The 15,886-nt window shown below is 44.1% G+C and carries 18 protein-coding genes; 4 read left to right on the forward strand and 14 right to left on the reverse strand.

All coding sequences use genetic code 11. From position 1 onward, the window contains the following. Window positions 1-13: 13 nt before the first annotated feature. Complete coding sequence (nrdG, locus tag IGJ44_RS10030; protein ID WP_074535177.1) at window positions 14-610, forward strand: anaerobic ribonucleoside-triphosphate reductase activating protein; 597 nt, start codon at window positions 14-16, stop codon at window positions 608-610. Between the two features lie 137 nt (window positions 611-747). Here the strand turns inward: nrdG and IGJ44_RS10035 are convergent, their stop codons facing one another. The 13 genes from IGJ44_RS10035 to dnaX form a co-directional block, all read right to left on the reverse strand. Beyond that, window positions 748-1,404, reverse strand: coding sequence for a DNA alkylation repair protein (locus IGJ44_RS10035; protein WP_074535176.1), 657 nt, complete (start codon window positions 1,402-1,404; stop codon window positions 748-750). A 19-nt stretch (window positions 1,405-1,423) separates the two neighbouring features. After that, window positions 1,424-2,548 (reverse strand): DNA polymerase IV, encoded by a 1,125-nt coding sequence (dinB, locus tag IGJ44_RS10040; RefSeq protein WP_005229832.1) that lies wholly within the window; start codon window positions 2,546-2,548, stop codon window positions 1,424-1,426. Between the two features lie 150 nt (window positions 2,549-2,698). Beyond that, entirely contained in the window at window positions 2,699-3,040 is a 342-nt protein-coding gene (locus IGJ44_RS10045; RefSeq protein ID WP_074535175.1) for a P-II family nitrogen regulator, read from the reverse strand. 16 nt (window positions 3,041-3,056) lie between these two features. Next, window positions 3,057-4,274, reverse strand: a complete 1,218-nt coding sequence (locus IGJ44_RS10050) for an ammonium transporter (RefSeq protein WP_074535174.1) — start codon at window positions 4,272-4,274, stop codon at window positions 3,057-3,059. A 171-nt stretch (window positions 4,275-4,445) separates the two neighbouring features. After that, window positions 4,446-5,306: a 16S rRNA (cytidine(1402)-2'-O)-methyltransferase gene (gene rsmI, locus IGJ44_RS10055; RefSeq protein ID WP_005229825.1), complete on the reverse strand. Its 861-nt coding sequence runs from the start codon at window positions 5,304-5,306 to the stop codon at window positions 4,446-4,448. A 70-nt stretch (window positions 5,307-5,376) separates the two neighbouring features. Next, window positions 5,377-5,724: a DNA replication initiation control protein YabA gene (locus tag IGJ44_RS10060; RefSeq protein WP_026008088.1), complete on the reverse strand. Its 348-nt coding sequence runs from the start codon at window positions 5,722-5,724 to the stop codon at window positions 5,377-5,379. A gap of 19 nt (window positions 5,725-5,743) precedes the next feature. After that, complete coding sequence (locus IGJ44_RS10065) at window positions 5,744-6,544, reverse strand: PSP1 domain-containing protein (RefSeq protein WP_005229821.1); 801 nt, start codon at window positions 6,542-6,544, stop codon at window positions 5,744-5,746. 29 nt (window positions 6,545-6,573) lie between these two features. Beyond that, the gene (gene holB / locus IGJ44_RS10070; RefSeq protein ID WP_005231923.1) at window positions 6,574-7,506 is read right to left on the reverse strand and encodes a DNA polymerase III subunit delta'; all 933 of its coding nucleotides are present in this window, start codon (window positions 7,504-7,506) and stop codon (window positions 6,574-6,576) included. Window positions 7,507-7,520: 14 nt separating this feature from the next. Then, window positions 7,521-7,850 carry a cyclic-di-AMP receptor gene (locus tag IGJ44_RS10075; RefSeq protein ID WP_005229817.1) on the reverse strand — a complete coding sequence of 110 codons (330 nt, stop codon included), beginning with the start codon at window positions 7,848-7,850 and terminating at the stop codon, window positions 7,521-7,523. Between the two features lie 32 nt (window positions 7,851-7,882). Next, window positions 7,883-8,530 (reverse strand): dTMP kinase, encoded by a 648-nt coding sequence (gene tmk, locus IGJ44_RS10080; protein WP_005229815.1) that lies wholly within the window; start codon window positions 8,528-8,530, stop codon window positions 7,883-7,885. A 20-nt stretch (window positions 8,531-8,550) separates the two neighbouring features. Further along, window positions 8,551-9,147, reverse strand: coding sequence for a recombination mediator RecR (gene recR / locus IGJ44_RS10085; protein WP_005229813.1), 597 nt, complete (start codon window positions 9,145-9,147; stop codon window positions 8,551-8,553). 14 nt (window positions 9,148-9,161) lie between these two features. Then, the gene (locus IGJ44_RS10090; RefSeq protein ID WP_005229811.1) at window positions 9,162-9,476 is read right to left on the reverse strand and encodes a YbaB/EbfC family nucleoid-associated protein; all 315 of its coding nucleotides are present in this window, start codon (window positions 9,474-9,476) and stop codon (window positions 9,162-9,164) included. A 20-nt stretch (window positions 9,477-9,496) separates the two neighbouring features. Further along, window positions 9,497-11,218, reverse strand: coding sequence for a DNA polymerase III subunit gamma/tau (dnaX, locus tag IGJ44_RS10095; RefSeq protein WP_074535173.1), 1,722 nt, complete (start codon window positions 11,216-11,218; stop codon window positions 9,497-9,499). 283 nt (window positions 11,219-11,501) lie between these two features. Between dnaX and IGJ44_RS10100 the strand changes: the two genes are divergently transcribed. Genes IGJ44_RS10100 through IGJ44_RS10110 form a run of 3 tightly spaced genes read left to right on the forward strand, consistent with a single transcriptional unit; the run spans window position 11,502 to window position 14,690 of the window. Further along, the gene (locus IGJ44_RS10100) at window positions 11,502-12,731 is read left to right on the forward strand and encodes an SPFH domain-containing protein (protein WP_074535172.1); all 1,230 of its coding nucleotides are present in this window, start codon (window positions 11,502-11,504) and stop codon (window positions 12,729-12,731) included. Window positions 12,732-12,747: 16 nt separating this feature from the next. Further along, window positions 12,748-13,869 (forward strand): ATP-binding protein, encoded by a 1,122-nt coding sequence (locus IGJ44_RS10105; RefSeq protein WP_074535171.1) that lies wholly within the window; start codon window positions 12,748-12,750, stop codon window positions 13,867-13,869. Then, entirely contained in the window at window positions 13,866-14,690 is an 825-nt protein-coding gene (locus tag IGJ44_RS10110; RefSeq protein WP_074535170.1) for a TPM domain-containing protein, read from the forward strand. Before IGJ44_RS10105 ends, IGJ44_RS10110 begins: the two co-directional genes overlap by 4 nt. A 200-nt stretch (window positions 14,691-14,890) precedes the next feature. Here the strand turns inward: IGJ44_RS10110 and IGJ44_RS10115 are convergent, their stop codons facing one another. Then, window positions 14,891-15,859 carry a pyridoxal-phosphate dependent enzyme gene (locus tag IGJ44_RS10115; protein WP_074535169.1) on the reverse strand — a complete coding sequence of 323 codons (969 nt, stop codon included), beginning with the start codon at window positions 15,857-15,859 and terminating at the stop codon, window positions 14,891-14,893. Between the last annotated feature and the right edge of the window lie 27 nt (window positions 15,860-15,886).

The raw sequence follows: 15,886 nt of genomic DNA on the forward strand, positions 1-15,886 counted from the left end.
AAGAAGTTTTCCTATGAGAAATCCGAAACCTAAAGAATGGCAAGCCAAAGAATATAGCCAAAATTATATTGCTGATTACAAAGCCTTCAACTTTGTTGATGGTGAAGGCATTCGAAATAGTTTATACGTGAGCGGCTGTCTCTTTGCTTGCGAAGGCTGTTTCAACAAAGCAGTCCAAAACTTTCGCTATGGCACACCTTTTACGCAAGAACTAGAGGATCGAATCATCGAAGATCTGCGACATGAGTATGTCCAAGGACTGACCCTCCTAGGCGGCGAACCTTTCCTGAACACGACAGTCTGTCTGAAAGTCGTTGATCGGGTTCGTGCTGAATTTGGGCACAGCAAAGATATTTGGAGCTGGTCAGGCTACACCTATGAAGAATTGCTTTTGGAAACACCCGATAAATTGGAACTTTTATCCAAAATCGATATTTTAGTCGACGGTCGTTTTGAACTGAGCAAACGAAATTTAAACTTGCAGTTTCGCGGCAGCAGCAATCAACGAATCATTGATCTTGCTGCATCTCGGGAACAAGGAAAAGCGGTTATCTGGGCAAAGTGCAAAGATGCTGAAGCAAGCTACGAACAAATCAAAAAACAAATTTAAAAACTAAAAACACCGTGCATCTTGAGGTGACCCCAAAAGTTAGACCAAAAAATCGAACTTTTGGCGGTCACCTCCTCTTCCTTCAAAGATGATGCACGGTGTTTTTTTATGTTATCTCAACTCAGTGACCAAGCTTTTTACAGGTACTTACTTGCTTCACGAATCGTCAAAGGCGCCAGACTTGTTTGATAGCGAAGCAGAAAGTCTTGGACCCACTGAGGATTCGTCTTGCCATAATCTCGTAAGCTCCAGCCAATGGCTTTGTTGATAAAGAATTCAGAACTCCCCAAATTATTGACGAGGACCTCTTCAAGCAGTGGTCGATCCATCTGTTCTTTTTGCAGCAGTTGATGGAGTATTGCCACTCGCCGCAGCCAAAGATTTTCCTCAAGACTCCAGCGAAGCATTTCAGCTTTTAACGCTGGCAGTCGGCGAACTAGTTTTCTGACAACCTCACTTAGGGCGTCCACGCTATCCCACCAAGCTTTTGTTATGACTAGCTGTTCAATTTTTGCCAGATCGATGGCTGCTAGAAACGGCTCCATCACCACTAAATAATCAATCGCAAGGTATTGGTGTTCCCGATAGCTGCTTTGCCAACAATGATCGATAAAGTCCCAATCAACCGTTTTCGTTTGTTTTGCTGCTTTGAAGGTCGCTTTCTCCTGCTGGCGGCGCAACGGCGTAGGAATGCCTAAAAAATCAAACTGATGCCGCATGTAGGCGGCCATTTTTTCACTTCGCTCCTGATTAGCCAATCCTGTCATCGTGTCATATACTTGATAGAGTGTCATTTTGCTCCTCCTCTTCAGCCTACTGCTCGTCAGATAGTTGCCATAAGGGCAGTACGATATTTTCATAGGTCAGTGGATCAAGATTTGTGACGGTGATCCCCAAAAGACGGATGCCTTTTTCCAGACCTAAAATTTCTTCCCAAATCAGACTTGCTTCGGAAAATAACTGTTCTTTTTTATGAACATAGGTTGGCAAGGTCACTCGCTTGGTGATCGTAGAGTAATCACTGTAACGAACTTTCAACACGACCGTCTTGCCATGTTTTTGTGTGCGCTTCAGTGATCTTTCGACTTCTTCTGCGATAGCCCGTAACTGGCTCAATACTTGTTCTTCACTGGTTAATGGATTGCCGTATGTATGCTCTTTTCCAACTGATTTCCGTTCTCTCGTCACACTAACTGGGGAATCATGGATACCTCTAACTTTCCGATACAAGGAATACCCCATTTTGCCAAATTCACGAATCAGCGCCATCTCACTCCAGCCATACAGATCAGCTCCTGTAAAAATACCTAACTCATGCATCCGCGGAACAGTTTTCTTCCCGATCCCGTGAAATTTATCAATGGGTAATTGTTGCAAAAATGCCACTGCCTCATCTGGCATCACCACCGTCAATCCTCGTGGTTTATGATAATCCGAAGACAGTTTTGCCAAGAATTTGTTGTAACTGACTCCTGCCGAACAGGTCAGATGAGTCTCTTGCCAGATGTCTCGTTGAATCAAACGAGCGATCTTAATTGCTGAAGGACAATTGATCTTGTTGACTGTGACATCTAGATACGCTTCATCAATAGAAACTGGTTCGATGATGTCGGTGTACCGATGAAAAATTTCTCTGACTTGCTGGGACACTTCACGATACTTTTGATGATTTCCCGGTTTAAAAATCGCTTGCGGACAAAGCTCATAGGCTTTTTGCGCACTCATTGCCGAGTGGATGCCATATTGTCGTGCCAGATAATTGGCGGTCGTGACCACTCCTCGGCCGCCAGTATCACTTGGGTGACGGGCAATGACGAGGGGATGCTTGGCAAGCTCTGGATCATCCCGTTCTTCCACCGAAGCAAAAAAAGCATCCATATCAATATGAATAATTTTGCGGCTCGTATCATTTTTTAAGGGAAATTGCAGTTCCGACATCGTTGTTCACCTCACTTCTTATTATAAACGAACAGAGGTTCCCTATCAAGCAAGGAATCGAGGGAAGCACGCAAAAAGGACCAACCTTCATTGGTCCTTCCTTCTACATTCACTGCTTTTGCGGCCCTCTTCATGGTCCAAGAAGTTCTACTATAAGGCAGCTTCCCCTCGTTCATTAGTGCGAATCCGAATCGCTTCTTCCAACGGGTAGACGAATATTTTGCCGTCACCGACTTCATCTGTCCGACAGATCGATACAATCAGCTCAATCACCTCATCGACTTTTTCATCTGCTAAAACAAAACGGACATTTACTTTTGGTAAAAGAGTTGTGATCACTTCTTGGCCACGAATAAACTCTTTGAGCCCTTTTTGATTGCCGCAGCCCAGTACTTGACTGACTGTCATGCCGCTGATTAAATCAGACTGGTCCAAAGCGGCCTTTAGTTCTTCTAATTTTTCTTGGCGAATAATCGCTTCAACTTTTTTCATGACTGCTCCTCCACTCTTAAGAGTCTAACCCCATAAAGGTAGGATAGGCCGTTTCGTCATGTTCGATCCGATCCATCCCCACTGCTTCTTCTTGTTGCGATACGCGAATCGGCATTACCCATTTGATCAAAGTGATAATGACAAAGGATAAGATACCTGCAAATAGAATCGTAAATACGATACTTTCGGCTTGTGCGAGAAAAAGATCAACGCCGCCATAGAGCAATCCTGACCGTCCACCCACTGCTGGATCCGCAAAGATCCCCGTCATCAAACCACCGAAGATCCCGCCTACCCCATGGCAGCCAAAGGCATCCAGCGCATCATCTAAGCCTAATCGATGTTTGATGACAGAAATAAAGAAGTAGCAAAACGGACTGACTAAAGCGCCAATGATAAAGGAAGACCAAAGCGAGACAAATCCCGCACCTGGTGTGATGGCAACTAAGCCCACGACGGCTCCAGTACACGCACCAACGACCGTCGGTTTGCCCAACACGATTTTTTCGATCAGCATCCAAGAAAGCATCGCACTGGCTGCTGCCGTATTCGTGGTCATTAGGGCGTGGATCGCTAGACCATCAGCTGCTAACGCAGAGCCAGCATTAAAGCCAAACCAGCCAAACCATAAAAGGCCAGCACCTAGTACAACAAAGGGAATATTATGAGGACGATATTCGGTTTGATGAAATTCTCGCCGCTTACCGACAACGATCGCTAAGACTAACCCACTGATACCCGAACTGATATGAACGACATTGCCTCCTGCAAAATCGATCGAGCCGATCGCATCTAAAAAACCGCCGCCCCATACCATATGTGCCATTGGAAAATACACGAGAACTAGCCAGAAGCCGATAAATAGGAAAATAGCTGAGAAACGCATTCTGCCCACGACAGATCCAGTAATGATCGCCGTTGTGATCAAGGCAAACATCATTTGAAAGGCCGCAAATAACCCTTCAGGAATCCCTTCTCCTTCTGTCATCGAGACATGATTGAAAAAGACTTTATCTAAATTCCCAATAAATGAGCCTGTGCCGCTAAAAGATAAGGTATACCCTAAAGCGACCCATAGCACAGACGCCAAGCCCATCGTACAAATCACCATCATCATGGTATTGAGGATGTTTTTGCGACGTTCCAATCCTCCGTAAAAAAATGCCAATGCTGGAGTCATAAGAAAAACCATGCCGCTACAAATTAAAATAAATGCAATATTCCCTGTGTTCATTTTTGACGCCTCCTTTTCTTTATGTTAGCTATCCTAACATCATATTTTCAAATAATCTAGATTTTTCTGAGAAAATCGTGAATTTTCTGAAAATAGCTAACTGTCGATGTCAGATAATTTAACACAAGTCCGAAAAAAGACAAAAAAATACCGAGAGAATTCTCGGTATGATTACGTTTCTAATTGATGGTAGGCTTGATAAACAAGCTGTTTCTTCACTTGATTGCGTTTAGCCACTTCTTTGATGGCTTCTTTTGAGGACAAGTCTGCCTCTTTCATCAAGGCTGCCACCTGTTCAGCATAGCTTCCTTCATAAACGACTTCAGGGATTTCAGAAGCGCCTTCCACTAATAGACAGCATTCCCCTTTGATTGGTTGTTGGTCGAGGTATTCAATCAATTCTGAAAAGGTCCCTCGCAAGTATTCTTCGTGGATTTTCGTCAATTCACGGCAGATAACTGCTTGACGTTCTCCCAATACCTCTTTCATCGTTTCGATCGTCGCTGCGATTCGATACGGTGACTCATAAAAAATCATCGTAGCTTCTTGGCTTGCCAATTCACTTAACGCTTGCTTTTGTTCTTTTTTCTTACGAGGTAAAAAGCCATAAAAAAGATTCGGCTGCGGTGATAAGCCAGAAGCGATCAGCGCGGTCAAACCAGCCGTAGGTCCTGGGAGCGCAATCACTGCGATTCCTTCGACCAAGCACGCCTTGACTAATTCATGACCTGGATCACTAATGGAGGGCATACCAGCATCACTGCATTGGGCAATAGTCTTGCCCATTTGCAGCTGTTCTATCAGCTGTGGCACCCGTTCTTTATAATTGTGTTCATGTAAGCTTTTTTGCGGTGTCGCAATCTCAAAATGATTTAACAATTTCTGGGTATTTCGAGTATCTTCACTTGCGATCAGGTCCGCTTCTTTTAAAATTTTGACACATCGGAACGTCATATCTTCCAAGTTACCGATCGGTGTTGGAACAAGATACAGTTTTCCAGTGTCATGTTTATAACTTTGCTGCTTTTGCATGTACTGCTCCTTTCGAAAAAAAGACCAGCAGAAACTGATCTTTTTTCTAACGAACCGCTTCGTCTGTCAGCTATTTGCCGCTTTCACGATAGATCACTTCTAGACAAAACGCACAAGGTTCGTCATGTTCTCTGCGAGAACCGTATAAGTCATAACAAACATGAAATCCTTCTTCGTAAATCTTTTCTAAATTCATCCGTGATTTAGAAAGCTCTTGTTTGACCGATTCAGCGGGTGCATCTGCCACTTGGTTCAACTCACGAATGTGTTCACGTAAGCGTTGATTTTCCAATTCTAATGTCGTATTTTTTTCGACGATTTCTTGCAAAGACTGCTTCATTTCCGCTAGATTATTCAAGGAATTTTGCAACTCCACTTCTAACTGATTCAATCCGTCATATATTGATCGTTTGTCCATGCTCATTATGGTCACCTACTTATTTTGTCACTAGTTCTTCATAATCATACTCGATTGGTGTTTGCCGATCATGCAAACGGACTTTGATCACTCGGCTCAACAGATCCAGCCCAACCACACGTCCTTTGCCATCTGGCGTTTCAACTTCCTTGCCGCGATCCGGCAATTCTTTTTTTGCACGCTCATACTCTTCACTTTCGTACTTAAGACAACACATCAAACGACCACATAACCCTGAAATTTTTGCAGGATTTAAGGAGAGTCCTTGATCCTTAGCCATCTTGATGGACACTGGGATAAAATCGCCTAAAAACGTCGCACAGCATAGTTTGCGACCGCAGGGTCCAACTCCGCCTAGCGCCTTTGCTTCATCCCTGACACCAATTTGGCGCAGTTCGATCCGTGTATGAAATTCACTTGCCAAGTCTTTGACCAACTCACGAAAATCAACGCGGCTTTCTGCCGTGAACGAAAAAATCAGTTTTGTGCGCTCAAAGGTATATGCCACCCGAATCAGCTTCATTGGCAGCTGGTGTGCTCGGATTTTTTCTTTCCCAATTTTCAACGCTTCGTCTGCTGCTTTTTGATTGGCGGCAGCTTGCTCCAAATCTTTTTTCGTCGCTCGACGCAGGATCGGTTTGACTGCTTGAGGCAAATCGCTCTCATTCATTTTTCTGCTTTTGGTAACCACCGTGGCAAGACATTTGGCATCTTGTGATTCCACGATGACTTGTTCATTTATGGTATAGGTCTGTTTTTTTGGTGTGTAAAAATAAATCTGGCCTACGTCATGATAACGCACTCCGACAACTTCGATCATCTCTGGTCTCCTTTTCCGGCTGCTGCGTTTTATCCATAGATGATTTTCACGGAAAATTGTTCTGCCACTCCTTGGAAAGACACATTGGCTTGCAATTTTTTTTGTGCTTGCAATGCGGCTTCAATGGCACGATTGATCTCTTTTCCCCATAAACCTTGTGCCAACAATCGATCTCGTTCCTCTTGAAAGTAAAATAACAAGAGCAAAAAGATTTCTGATTGCTGATTTTTTTCTTTTGCTAGACCCAATAATTTTTTCTGAACAAAAATAAATGCTTGCGGGTCTTTCTTCAAAAGGTAATTCACCCAACGCTTAACAGCATCCTTAGTTTCATTAAACCATTCATCCTGCGAGATTTCAACTGCTTTATGATAACTATTAGTCAAGTGGCTCAGAAGTCGACTCGTCTCTTTGGAAAGTCCTTCTTCTTGCAGCTTCTCCTGTAGTTTTTCTTTTGACAGCGGCGAAAAATGAATGATCTGACAGCGAGACTGAATCGTCGGCAAAATACGTCCTAAACTCTCGGTTTCTAAAATCGCCAAAAAGTTTCCCACCGGTTCTTCTAAAAACTTTAATAGGCTGTTGGCAGCGCTGTTGTTCATTTTGTCTGCTTGAGACAAAATAAAGATTTTCAGACGACTTTCAAAGCCGCTTTTTGAGAACTCCTCTTGCAGCTGCCGAATCTGGTCGACTTTGATCATCTGCCCATCCGGCTCGATTTGGATGACGTCAGGATGCTCTCCTTGGGCGATCCGCAGACAATTGCTGCATGTGCCGCACGGGGCTTCTTCTTGCACATTGGTACAAAAAAGGCGTTTTGCGAGCCACAGACTTAATTCGTGCTTGCCAGTCCCCTTGTCCCCTTCAAAAAGATAAGCATGAGCAATGCGCCCATGCTTGATACTTTTTTTTAGTTGGGCAAAAACAAGAGGCTGATATTCTTGTAGAAATAACTCCTCCATGAAAAGCTCCTTTTTTAATATTGATGGAATCCGTCAACCGGTAGCACGAACACAGTTGCTCCGCCGACTTCGACTTCGACTGGATAAGGAACTTGACCGTCTAAGGAAATGTCTAAAGACATCGGTGTCGAGACATATTGTTTTCTTGATTGACAGGTTTTTTTGATCAATTCTAATGCATCTTGTACCCGATCGTCTTCAATACCAATGATAAACGTACTGTTGCCAGCCTTTAAAAACCCACCCGTTGAGGACAATTTTGTAGCACGGATATTGGCATCAATAAACTCATTTGCCAAACGATTACTGTCTTTGTCTTGTACGATTGCCATAATTAATTTCATGGGACCATCTCCTTTGTGTTATCCAACCTACTCTAGATTGACTTGAAGTAAGCAGGATACGATTCAACGATTGCTGAATAGCTGGATTCAACAACTTCTTGTAACCCCATTCTAGCATCAATCTTATGAATGCGTACAGGATTTTCTTCCGCCAGCTTAAGATACGCATGACGAACCCGTTGGTGAAACTCCAATCCTTCCGAATCTAAGCGGTCATATTGATGTGCGCGGTTTTCTTGGATGCGACGCAAGCCAGTATCAGAGTCAACATCTAGATACAAGGTAAAATCAGGCGTCGTTCCTTCCGTCGCAAACTCGTTGATCCGTGCGATCTCAGGAATCCCGATGCGGCGTCCAGCTCCTTGATAGGCAAGCGAACTGTCAACAAAGCGGTCACAAATCACGATGTGTCCAGCATTTAATGCCGGCAGGACAACCTCAATCAAGTGTTGGCGGCGGGCCGCTGCATAAAGTAAGGCTTCCGTCCGCTCATCCATTTCTTCATTTCGCGGATCTAAAATAATTTTACGAATCTTTTCAGCGATTTTAACTCCGCCAGGTTCTCTTGTTTTCACGATTTTTCTTGTTGCTTCAAGCTGTAACCGAGGATACAACTCTTCGATCACACTGGTTTTTCCAGCACCATCCGGTCCTTCGATGGTTATAAACAATCCATTCACCCTAATTGCCTCCAATATCTTTATAATTCTCGGCGACCTTCTACTGCTTTTAGCAAGGTCACTTCATCCGCGTATTCAATATCGCTGCCCACAGATAAGCCATGAGCCAAACGCGTGACTTTAATACCAGCAGGCTTGATCAAACGTGACATATACATCGCCGTTGCTTCACCTTCCGTGGTCGCATTGGTCGCAATAATCACTTCTTTGACCTGATCATCATGCAGCCGCTGTATCAGCGATGCAATGTTGATATCTTCTGGACCTGTCCCTTCCATCGGGGATAACACGCCATGCAGCACATGATAAAGTCCATGATACTCCCGGACTTTTTCTAGTGCCATGACATCTTTAGGCTCTTCAACCACTAAAATCGTTTCTTTGTCTCTTGTTGGATCACTACAGATCTCACAAGGATCTTCTTCAGTTATATTTCCGCAAATACTGCAAAAGTGCAAATCTCGTTTGACACTAAGCAACGATTTGGCAAACTCATTGACGACTTCTTCTTTCATATCGATCGTATAAAATGCCAAACGTGTCGCGGTTTTTTGTCCGATTCCCGGCAGTTTCATGTAACTGTCGATCAATCGGGCGATCGGTTCAGGATATTGCACCGTCATTTCTCCTTTTATAGACCCGGAATGTTTCTTGTGTATTTGCCCATCGTTTGTTCCGATTCTTTTTCAATTTTCTTCAATCCGTCATTGACAGCTAAAATGATCATATCTTGCAGCATTTCCACATCGTCAGCATCAACGATCGCTTCATTGATAGTAATGTCTTGTAACGTCTTATCGCCAGTAAAGGTCGCTTTGACATAGCCATTTGTCGATTCGCCGATAAATTGTTTGCTGTTCAGCGCTTCTTGTTCTTTCATCATTTCTTTTTGCATTTTTTGCATTTGTTTCATCATGCCTTGCATATTTCCCATGCCTCGCATCATTATCAATCACTCCATTTTCATTAATTTTCTTCAATGCTGGTTAATTCACCAAATAACTCTTGCGCTTTTGTTACTAAGTCGTCATTTTCAGGTTCGACAGGAGCGGCTTCGGTCTCTTCTTGGTCTACTTCAATTTCCGTATCTGCCGTTGCTTGACCGCCGGCCAAAAACTCTTGCCGTAGTGCTGGCCAACTTTCTTTTGTGATAAAGACAGCCTGGGGGGCGTAGTCTTTGATCATGCGAGACAATTGATTATGGATCATCAATTGAAACTCTTGGTCGTTACTTGCTCGCTGGCATAAGATCTCATAGTCAAAAGCGATCACGACGCCCGATTCGCTGGCAGCTTTTGCTTCACTGGAATGCAGCATCGCTCTTTGCGTCACGGAAAGAGACATCAAAAGATCGTCCCAAACATTGCGAACGTTTGCCAAGTCTTTCTTCGTTGCACTTTTCAGTACTTGGAACACGCGTTCCTTTGGTAAACGGAACGTAGTGGTCGCCTTGGCTTTCTTCACTGGCGCAGTGGTTTCCGCAACGGCACCTGCCGGTCGATTCTCCTGCAGTCGTTGCACCTCTGCCTGAAGTTTTTGCAATGCTTGCCGTAACTGCGCCACTTCTTGACTATTATCAGCTGAATTGCTAGCAACAGCAGCACTTTCTGGATCATTGGCTAATTTGACCACAGCCACTTCCAAATAAATCGTAGGATTGTTCGTAAATCGTACTTCATTTTGCGTATCGTTTAAGACCGTGATCCAGTGATAGATTTTTGCTGGCGGGGTATTTTTTGCCAGTGTTTGAAACGCTTCAGTCAACTGCAGCGACTTTTCAGATAGCAGCTGCGGCGCTTGTTGATACATCAGCAAGTCTCGACAATAAACCAACAAGTTTTCCAATAAACGTCGGGCTTCTTTACCAGAGTCTAATAACTCCCGCAAGGTCGCTAACGCATCGGCAACTTCTTTTTCCCCGCAAGCCTGCATCAGACGGTCCATCATTTCATAGGACAAGCTGCCCGTCACTTCAAGAGCATCTTGGGTCGTTACGGTTCCATCACTAAAAGCGATCGCCTGGTCGGTGATACTCAAGGCATCCCGCATACCGCCTTCTGCGGCTCGCGCAATGATCTGTAAAGCTTCTGCTTCATAATTGATCTCACTAGTAGTAAGGACCGTTTCTAAATGACCCACGATATCTTGCGTATTGATCCGTTTGAAATCAAAGCGTTGGGTTCGGGAAATGATCGTTGCTGGAATCTTATGGGGCTCTGTTGTTGCCAAAATAAAGACAACATTTTTCCGTGGTTCTTCCAATGTTTTTAGTAAAGCGTTGAATGCGCCTGTTGACAACATGTGCACTTCATCAATGATATAAACTTTGTATTCAGCTTGAGTCGGTGCATAGTTCGCACGATCACGAATAAAGCGAATTTCTTCTACACCGTTGTTGCTTGCCGCATCGATTTCGATCACGTCTTCTTGCGTCCCTGCTGTGATTGAGCGACACATGTCGCACTCATTGCAAGGCTCACCGTTGACCTGGTTCGGACAATTGATGGCTTTGGCAAAAATTTTCGCTGCACTTGTTTTCCCGGTTCCTCGAGGACCCGTAAATAAATAGGCATGCGAGATCTGGTTTTGATCGATTGCATTTTTTAAGGTTTGGGTAATTGCTTTTTGTCCGACAACATCATCAAAACGCTGAGAACGCCAAACACGATATAATGCTTGATAAGCCATAGTTTTCCACACTCATTTCAAAATTCGCTACCTTCTATTATACGTAATATCAGCCAAAAAAACCACCGTTTGCGTGGGGGAATCTCAAAAGAAATGGAAATTTAATCCGCAACCTCCAATTTGTCTCTTTTATTCAAATCCACCTGCGAACGAACCGTTTATTGATGGATTTTGCGAAAAACTCCTCTCCAACTTTAGACTGATAACGTAAATCTCACCTCCTATGGTATAATGAATCTATGTTCATCTATTGTGATGAAAACAATTTAAAGGAGGACTGAAAATGGGTATTATCAAAGCGGCAACAAGCGCAATTGGCGGCGGATTAGCAGATCAATGGCTAGAGGTGATCGAGCCTGACAATATGAGCGATTCGACAGTAATGACAAAAGGTGTCAAAGTGCGGCGTAATGACAAACGCGGTTCCAACAGAAAAGGCACGGAAGATGTCATCACTGATGGCTCAGTGATCCATGTCTATCCGAATATGATGATGTTATTGGTTGATGGCGGGCGAATCATCGATTATACCGCCGAAGAAGGCTACTATACAGTGAAAAACGAATTAGCGCCTTCAATGTTAAACGGTTCATTGAAAGATGCGATTTCTGAAACGTTTGACCGCTTTAAGTTTGGTGGCGTTACACCGCAAAAACAACAAGTTTTTTATATCAATCTACAAGAAATCAAAGGGATTCGCTTCGGTACTTCCTCGCCTTTGAATTATTTTGACAACTTTTACAACGCAGAACTTTTCTTGCGGGCGCACGGAAACTATTCCTTACGAATTACCGATCCAATTTTGTTCTATACGAATGCGATCCCAAAAAACAAAAGTCAAGTCGATATCAACGACATCAACGAGCAGTACTTAGCTGAATTTTTGACCGCCCTACAAACAGCGATCAACAAAATGTCCGCTGATGGCGAACGAATTTCTTACGTTCCATCTAAGAGCATGGAATTAAGCAAATATATGGGAACAGTTCTTGATGACAGCTGGCGAGAACTCCGAGGAATGGAAATCGTTTCGGTTGCCGTCGCAAGCATCTCTTATACGGATGATTCCGTAAAATTGATCAACATGCGGAACCAAGGGGCAATGTTAGGCGACCCTTCGATTCGTGAAGGCTATGTTCAAGGTTCGGTTGCTCGTGGTATGGAATCTGCCGGTAGCAATGCCGCTGGCGCTACGACTGGGTTTGTTGGCATGGGCATGGGGATGAATGCTGGTGGCGGTTATTTGAACCAAGCGTCACAAAACAACCAGCAGCAGATGCAGCAGCAACAGGCACCCGCACAAAACAACGCCGATCATTGGGACTGCCCACAATGCGGCACCTCCAATACTGGTAAATTCTGCAGCAATTGCGGCACGCCAAAACCAACGAGCGATGGACCAAGCCTGAAAATGAAATGCAGCGATTGTGGTGAAGTGATCGATTTAGCCAACGGCATTCCAAAATTCTGTCCGAATTGCGGCAAACCTTTCAAAGGTGTCCCAGTAGACTAATTGAGGAGGATTGCTGATGGATGTTATCACACATAAGTGCCCCAATTGCGGGGGCGCTTTAACTTTTGATCCTGGCGATCAAAAATTTCATTGTCCATTTTGTCTGAGTATTTTTACTGAAGACGAAGTCACTGCCTTTGAAGAAAAGCAAAAAGAAGCGCAAATGGCCGCTGATTCTTCTGTAGATGCCACGGCTGCCTCAGTGACGGAGCCGAGCCTTGAAGAAGAAGTGCAGCAACAAGCCAATGCACAAGCGGGACAGATGGACCTTTTCACCTGCCCCAGCTGCGGTGCTGAAATCGTGACGGATGCAACTACAGCTGCAACCTATTGCTACTTTTGCCATAACCCGGTCGTTTTATCTGGACGGCTTTCGGGAGAATTTTTGCCAAACAAAGTCCTTCCCTTTGCGATCGAAAAAGAAGAAGCAACGCAAAAGTTTTTAGAATGGGCGCAAAAGAAAAAATTCGTCCCACGGGATTTCTTCGACCAAGCACAAGTAGAGAAATTGACTGGCGTATACTTCCCTTATTGGGTCGTCGATGCCGAGATGAACGGCTCCCTTTCAGGAATGGGTACCTCCTTGCGAATTTGGCGAGTGGGTGACATTGAATATACCGAGCATAAACAATACGACGTCTTGCGACGAGGCAAAATCAAAATAAACGAATTACTCAAGCATGCGTTGTCAAAAAATGTTCAGCAAAAAATGGTGACTGGCGTTCAGCCGTTTCCCCTTGAAAAAGCTGTTAATTTTCGCAGTCAGTATTTAGCCGGCTTCCAAGCAGAAAAAAGAGACATTGAATACATTGATCTTTCCGACGAAGTCAAAAACGAATTATCGGGGTATGCTGAAAATCTGCTAGCAGGTACCGTCAATGGCTATACTAGTTTTAAACGCAACAATCGATCCATCAATCTAACAAAAGAAGAAAACAATTACGTTTTGCTTCCTGTATGGCTAGTGACCTATCGAGCCGATGATGAAAACAAGAGTGCCTTTTATTATGCGATGAATGGGCAAACAGGAAAAGTCAGCGGTGTTTTACCGATCAGTTACAAACGCTTGGGAATCGTCAGTGGCGCAATTTTCGCGGCAACGACCATCCTCGCATTGATTGGAGCGTATTTCTTATGAAAAAACTATCTTATTTGTTGCTTCTGCTGGTTGGCTTTTTCTTCACCACCCTGCCCGCCTTTGCAGCCGAAGAGACAGTCGCAGACCACGCTGGACTTTTTACCGAACAAGAGATCCAGAAGTTAAATGAAGAAGCAGAAGCGCTGAATGCGAAGATCAAAGGCGAAGTGTTTATTCAAACAACGAACAGCAACACGGGAGATATCGAGTTGTATACTGATCGGTATCTTTCACGACGGATCGGCAACGACAACAACGGATCCGCTTTGGTGATCGATATGTCGCAACGTAAATTTCACGTTTCGACTTCTGGAAACATGATCGATTACCTCACCGATTCACGTCTAGACAAGCTACTTGATGCGGTATTTGATCAGATGGCAGAGGGAAATTATTATCAAGCGGCATTGGTCTATCTGCAAAAAGCAGAAGGTTTTGTGGAAGCGGGTGTTCCTGCCGATCATTATCGTATCGATCGTGATACCGGAAAAATTACTTATTACAAAGTGATGACGCCACTAGAAATTGCTATTTGCTTAGCGATCGCGGCAGTGATCAGTATCGCCTTTTTCATCATTGTTAAATCCCGTTACCAATTAAAGATGGGTGGCTACAAATTTAACTATCTAGAAAAATCAAGTATTGATCTAACCCAAAAAGAAGATCGCTTAGTCAACTCCTTTGTCACAACCAGACGAATCCCCCGTCCTTCGAATAATGGTGGAGGCGGCGGTGGCGGCGGTTTTTCTGGCGGTGGCGGCGGCAGTACGACCCACTCTTCTGGCGGCGGTACTTTCGGCGGCGGCGGACGCAGTTTCTAATCGTTGAATAGTTGTTTTGAATGTAAAAAAGAGTTCCTTCAAACGGGAACTCTTTTTTTTTACTGCTATTCATACCATGAATCGACAAGATCCTTTAGCTATCGTCACAATGATTTTGACCCTATCGAAGGTAAAGATATAGAGATCCTTTTGATAATTTCAAATGCACCTCATCGATTTTACTTGAGTATGCTTTTTATTCAAATCATTTCCTTAAACACAGAGAAATCAATATTGCCGCCGGAGACCAAAGCCACAGTTTTCTTTCCTCGAAGTAAATGATCGATCTGTCCGCTTAAAATCGCCGCTGTACTTAATGCACCAGCACCTTCTGCAATGACTTTTTCCTTCAAAGCCAAGTAATGGATCGCTTGTTCGATGTCGGATTCTTCAACTAAGACCGTTTCATCGATACGGGTCTTTAAAACATCATAGGTCAGCTCCCCTGCTAAAGCAACATCACAGCCATCGGCAATCGTTCTACTGCGACGATTGGCTACCAGCTTTTGCTGCCAGATCGATGCGATCATACCATAAACGCCATAGGATTGAACGCCGATGATTTTGACTTCTGGACGAAGTTCTTTTAAGGCTAAAGCCATCCCAGCGATCAACCCACCACCGCCGATGGGAATAATGACATTATCAACATCTGGAAGATCCTCTAACAGTTCGATCGCAATCGTTCCTTGCCCCTCCATTACTGCACGATCATCAAAGGGAGAGACAAAAACTTCGCCACTGTCTTTCATGGCGTCTACTGTCAGTTGTTTGGTTTCATCAAACGTCTCTCCTGCTAAAACGACTTGTGCGCCATAGCTTCTTGTCGCCTCTATTTTTGTTTTAGCAGCCGTTAATGGCATAAAGATTCGGACATTGATCCCCAGTAACGATCCGGCCAGAGCAACACCTTGCGCATGATTCCCTGCAGAACAGGCGATGACACCGCGAAGTTTTTCTGCATCAGTCAATGAAGCGAGCTTGTTATACGCCCCCCGTGCTTTAAAGGAGCCGGTACGCTGTAGATTTTCTAATTTCAAAAATATCGCGCCCTCTTTTTCTTTGCCTAAAATATTACTTGGTGCAAGTGGTGTATGGATCATGATTGGTTTCAATCGTCGATACGCAGCAGCGATCCCCAGACTGTCCGTCAACACTTCCTCAATCACAAACGTTCCCCCTTTTTTGTTTTTTTA

It is taken from the genome of Enterococcus sp. DIV1368d, assembly GCF_050542975.1.
GTDB lineage: Bacteria > Bacillota > Bacilli > Lactobacillales > Enterococcaceae > Enterococcus_D > Enterococcus_D casseliflavus.

Coding starts and splice junctions, on each gene's coding strand:
- IGJ44_RS10075 (WP_005229817.1), bottom strand. CDS start 7,850: ATGAAATTAATTATGGCAATCGTACAAGACAAAGACAGTAATCGTTTG.
- IGJ44_RS10050 (WP_074535174.1), bottom strand. CDS start 4,274: ATGAACACAGGGAATATTGCATTTATTTTAATTTGTAGCGGCATGGTT.
- holB (WP_005231923.1), bottom strand. CDS start 7,506: ATGGAGGAGTTATTTCTACAAGAATATCAGCCTCTTGTTTTTGCCCAA.
- rsmI (WP_005229825.1), bottom strand. CDS start 5,306: ATGCAAAAGCAGCAAAGTTATAAACATGACACTGGAAAACTGTATCTT.
- IGJ44_RS10100 (WP_074535172.1), top strand. CDS start 11,502: ATGGGTATTATCAAAGCGGCAACAAGCGCAATTGGCGGCGGATTAGCA.
- IGJ44_RS10090 (WP_005229811.1), bottom strand. CDS start 9,476: ATGATGCGAGGCATGGGAAATATGCAAGGCATGATGAAACAAATGCAA.
- nrdG (WP_074535177.1), top strand. CDS start 14: ATGAGAAATCCGAAACCTAAAGAATGGCAAGCCAAAGAATATAGCCAA.
- dinB (WP_005229832.1), bottom strand. CDS start 2,548: ATGTCGGAACTGCAATTTCCCTTAAAAAATGATACGAGCCGCAAAATT.
- IGJ44_RS10045 (WP_074535175.1), bottom strand. CDS start 3,040: ATGAAAAAAGTTGAAGCGATTATTCGCCAAGAAAAATTAGAAGAACTA.
- IGJ44_RS10105 (WP_074535171.1), top strand. CDS start 12,748: ATGGATGTTATCACACATAAGTGCCCCAATTGCGGGGGCGCTTTAACT.
- IGJ44_RS10110 (WP_074535170.1), top strand. CDS start 13,866: ATGAAAAAACTATCTTATTTGTTGCTTCTGCTGGTTGGCTTTTTCTTC.
- IGJ44_RS10065 (WP_005229821.1), bottom strand. CDS start 6,544: ATGATCGAAGTTGTCGGAGTGCGTTATCATGACGTAGGCCAGATTTAT.
- IGJ44_RS10060 (WP_026008088.1), bottom strand. CDS start 5,724: ATGGACAAACGATCAATATATGACGGATTGAATCAGTTAGAAGTGGAG.
- IGJ44_RS10035 (WP_074535176.1), bottom strand. CDS start 1,404: ATGACACTCTATCAAGTATATGACACGATGACAGGATTGGCTAATCAG.
- dnaX (WP_074535173.1), bottom strand. CDS start 11,218: ATGGCTTATCAAGCATTATATCGTGTTTGGCGTTCTCAGCGTTTTGAT.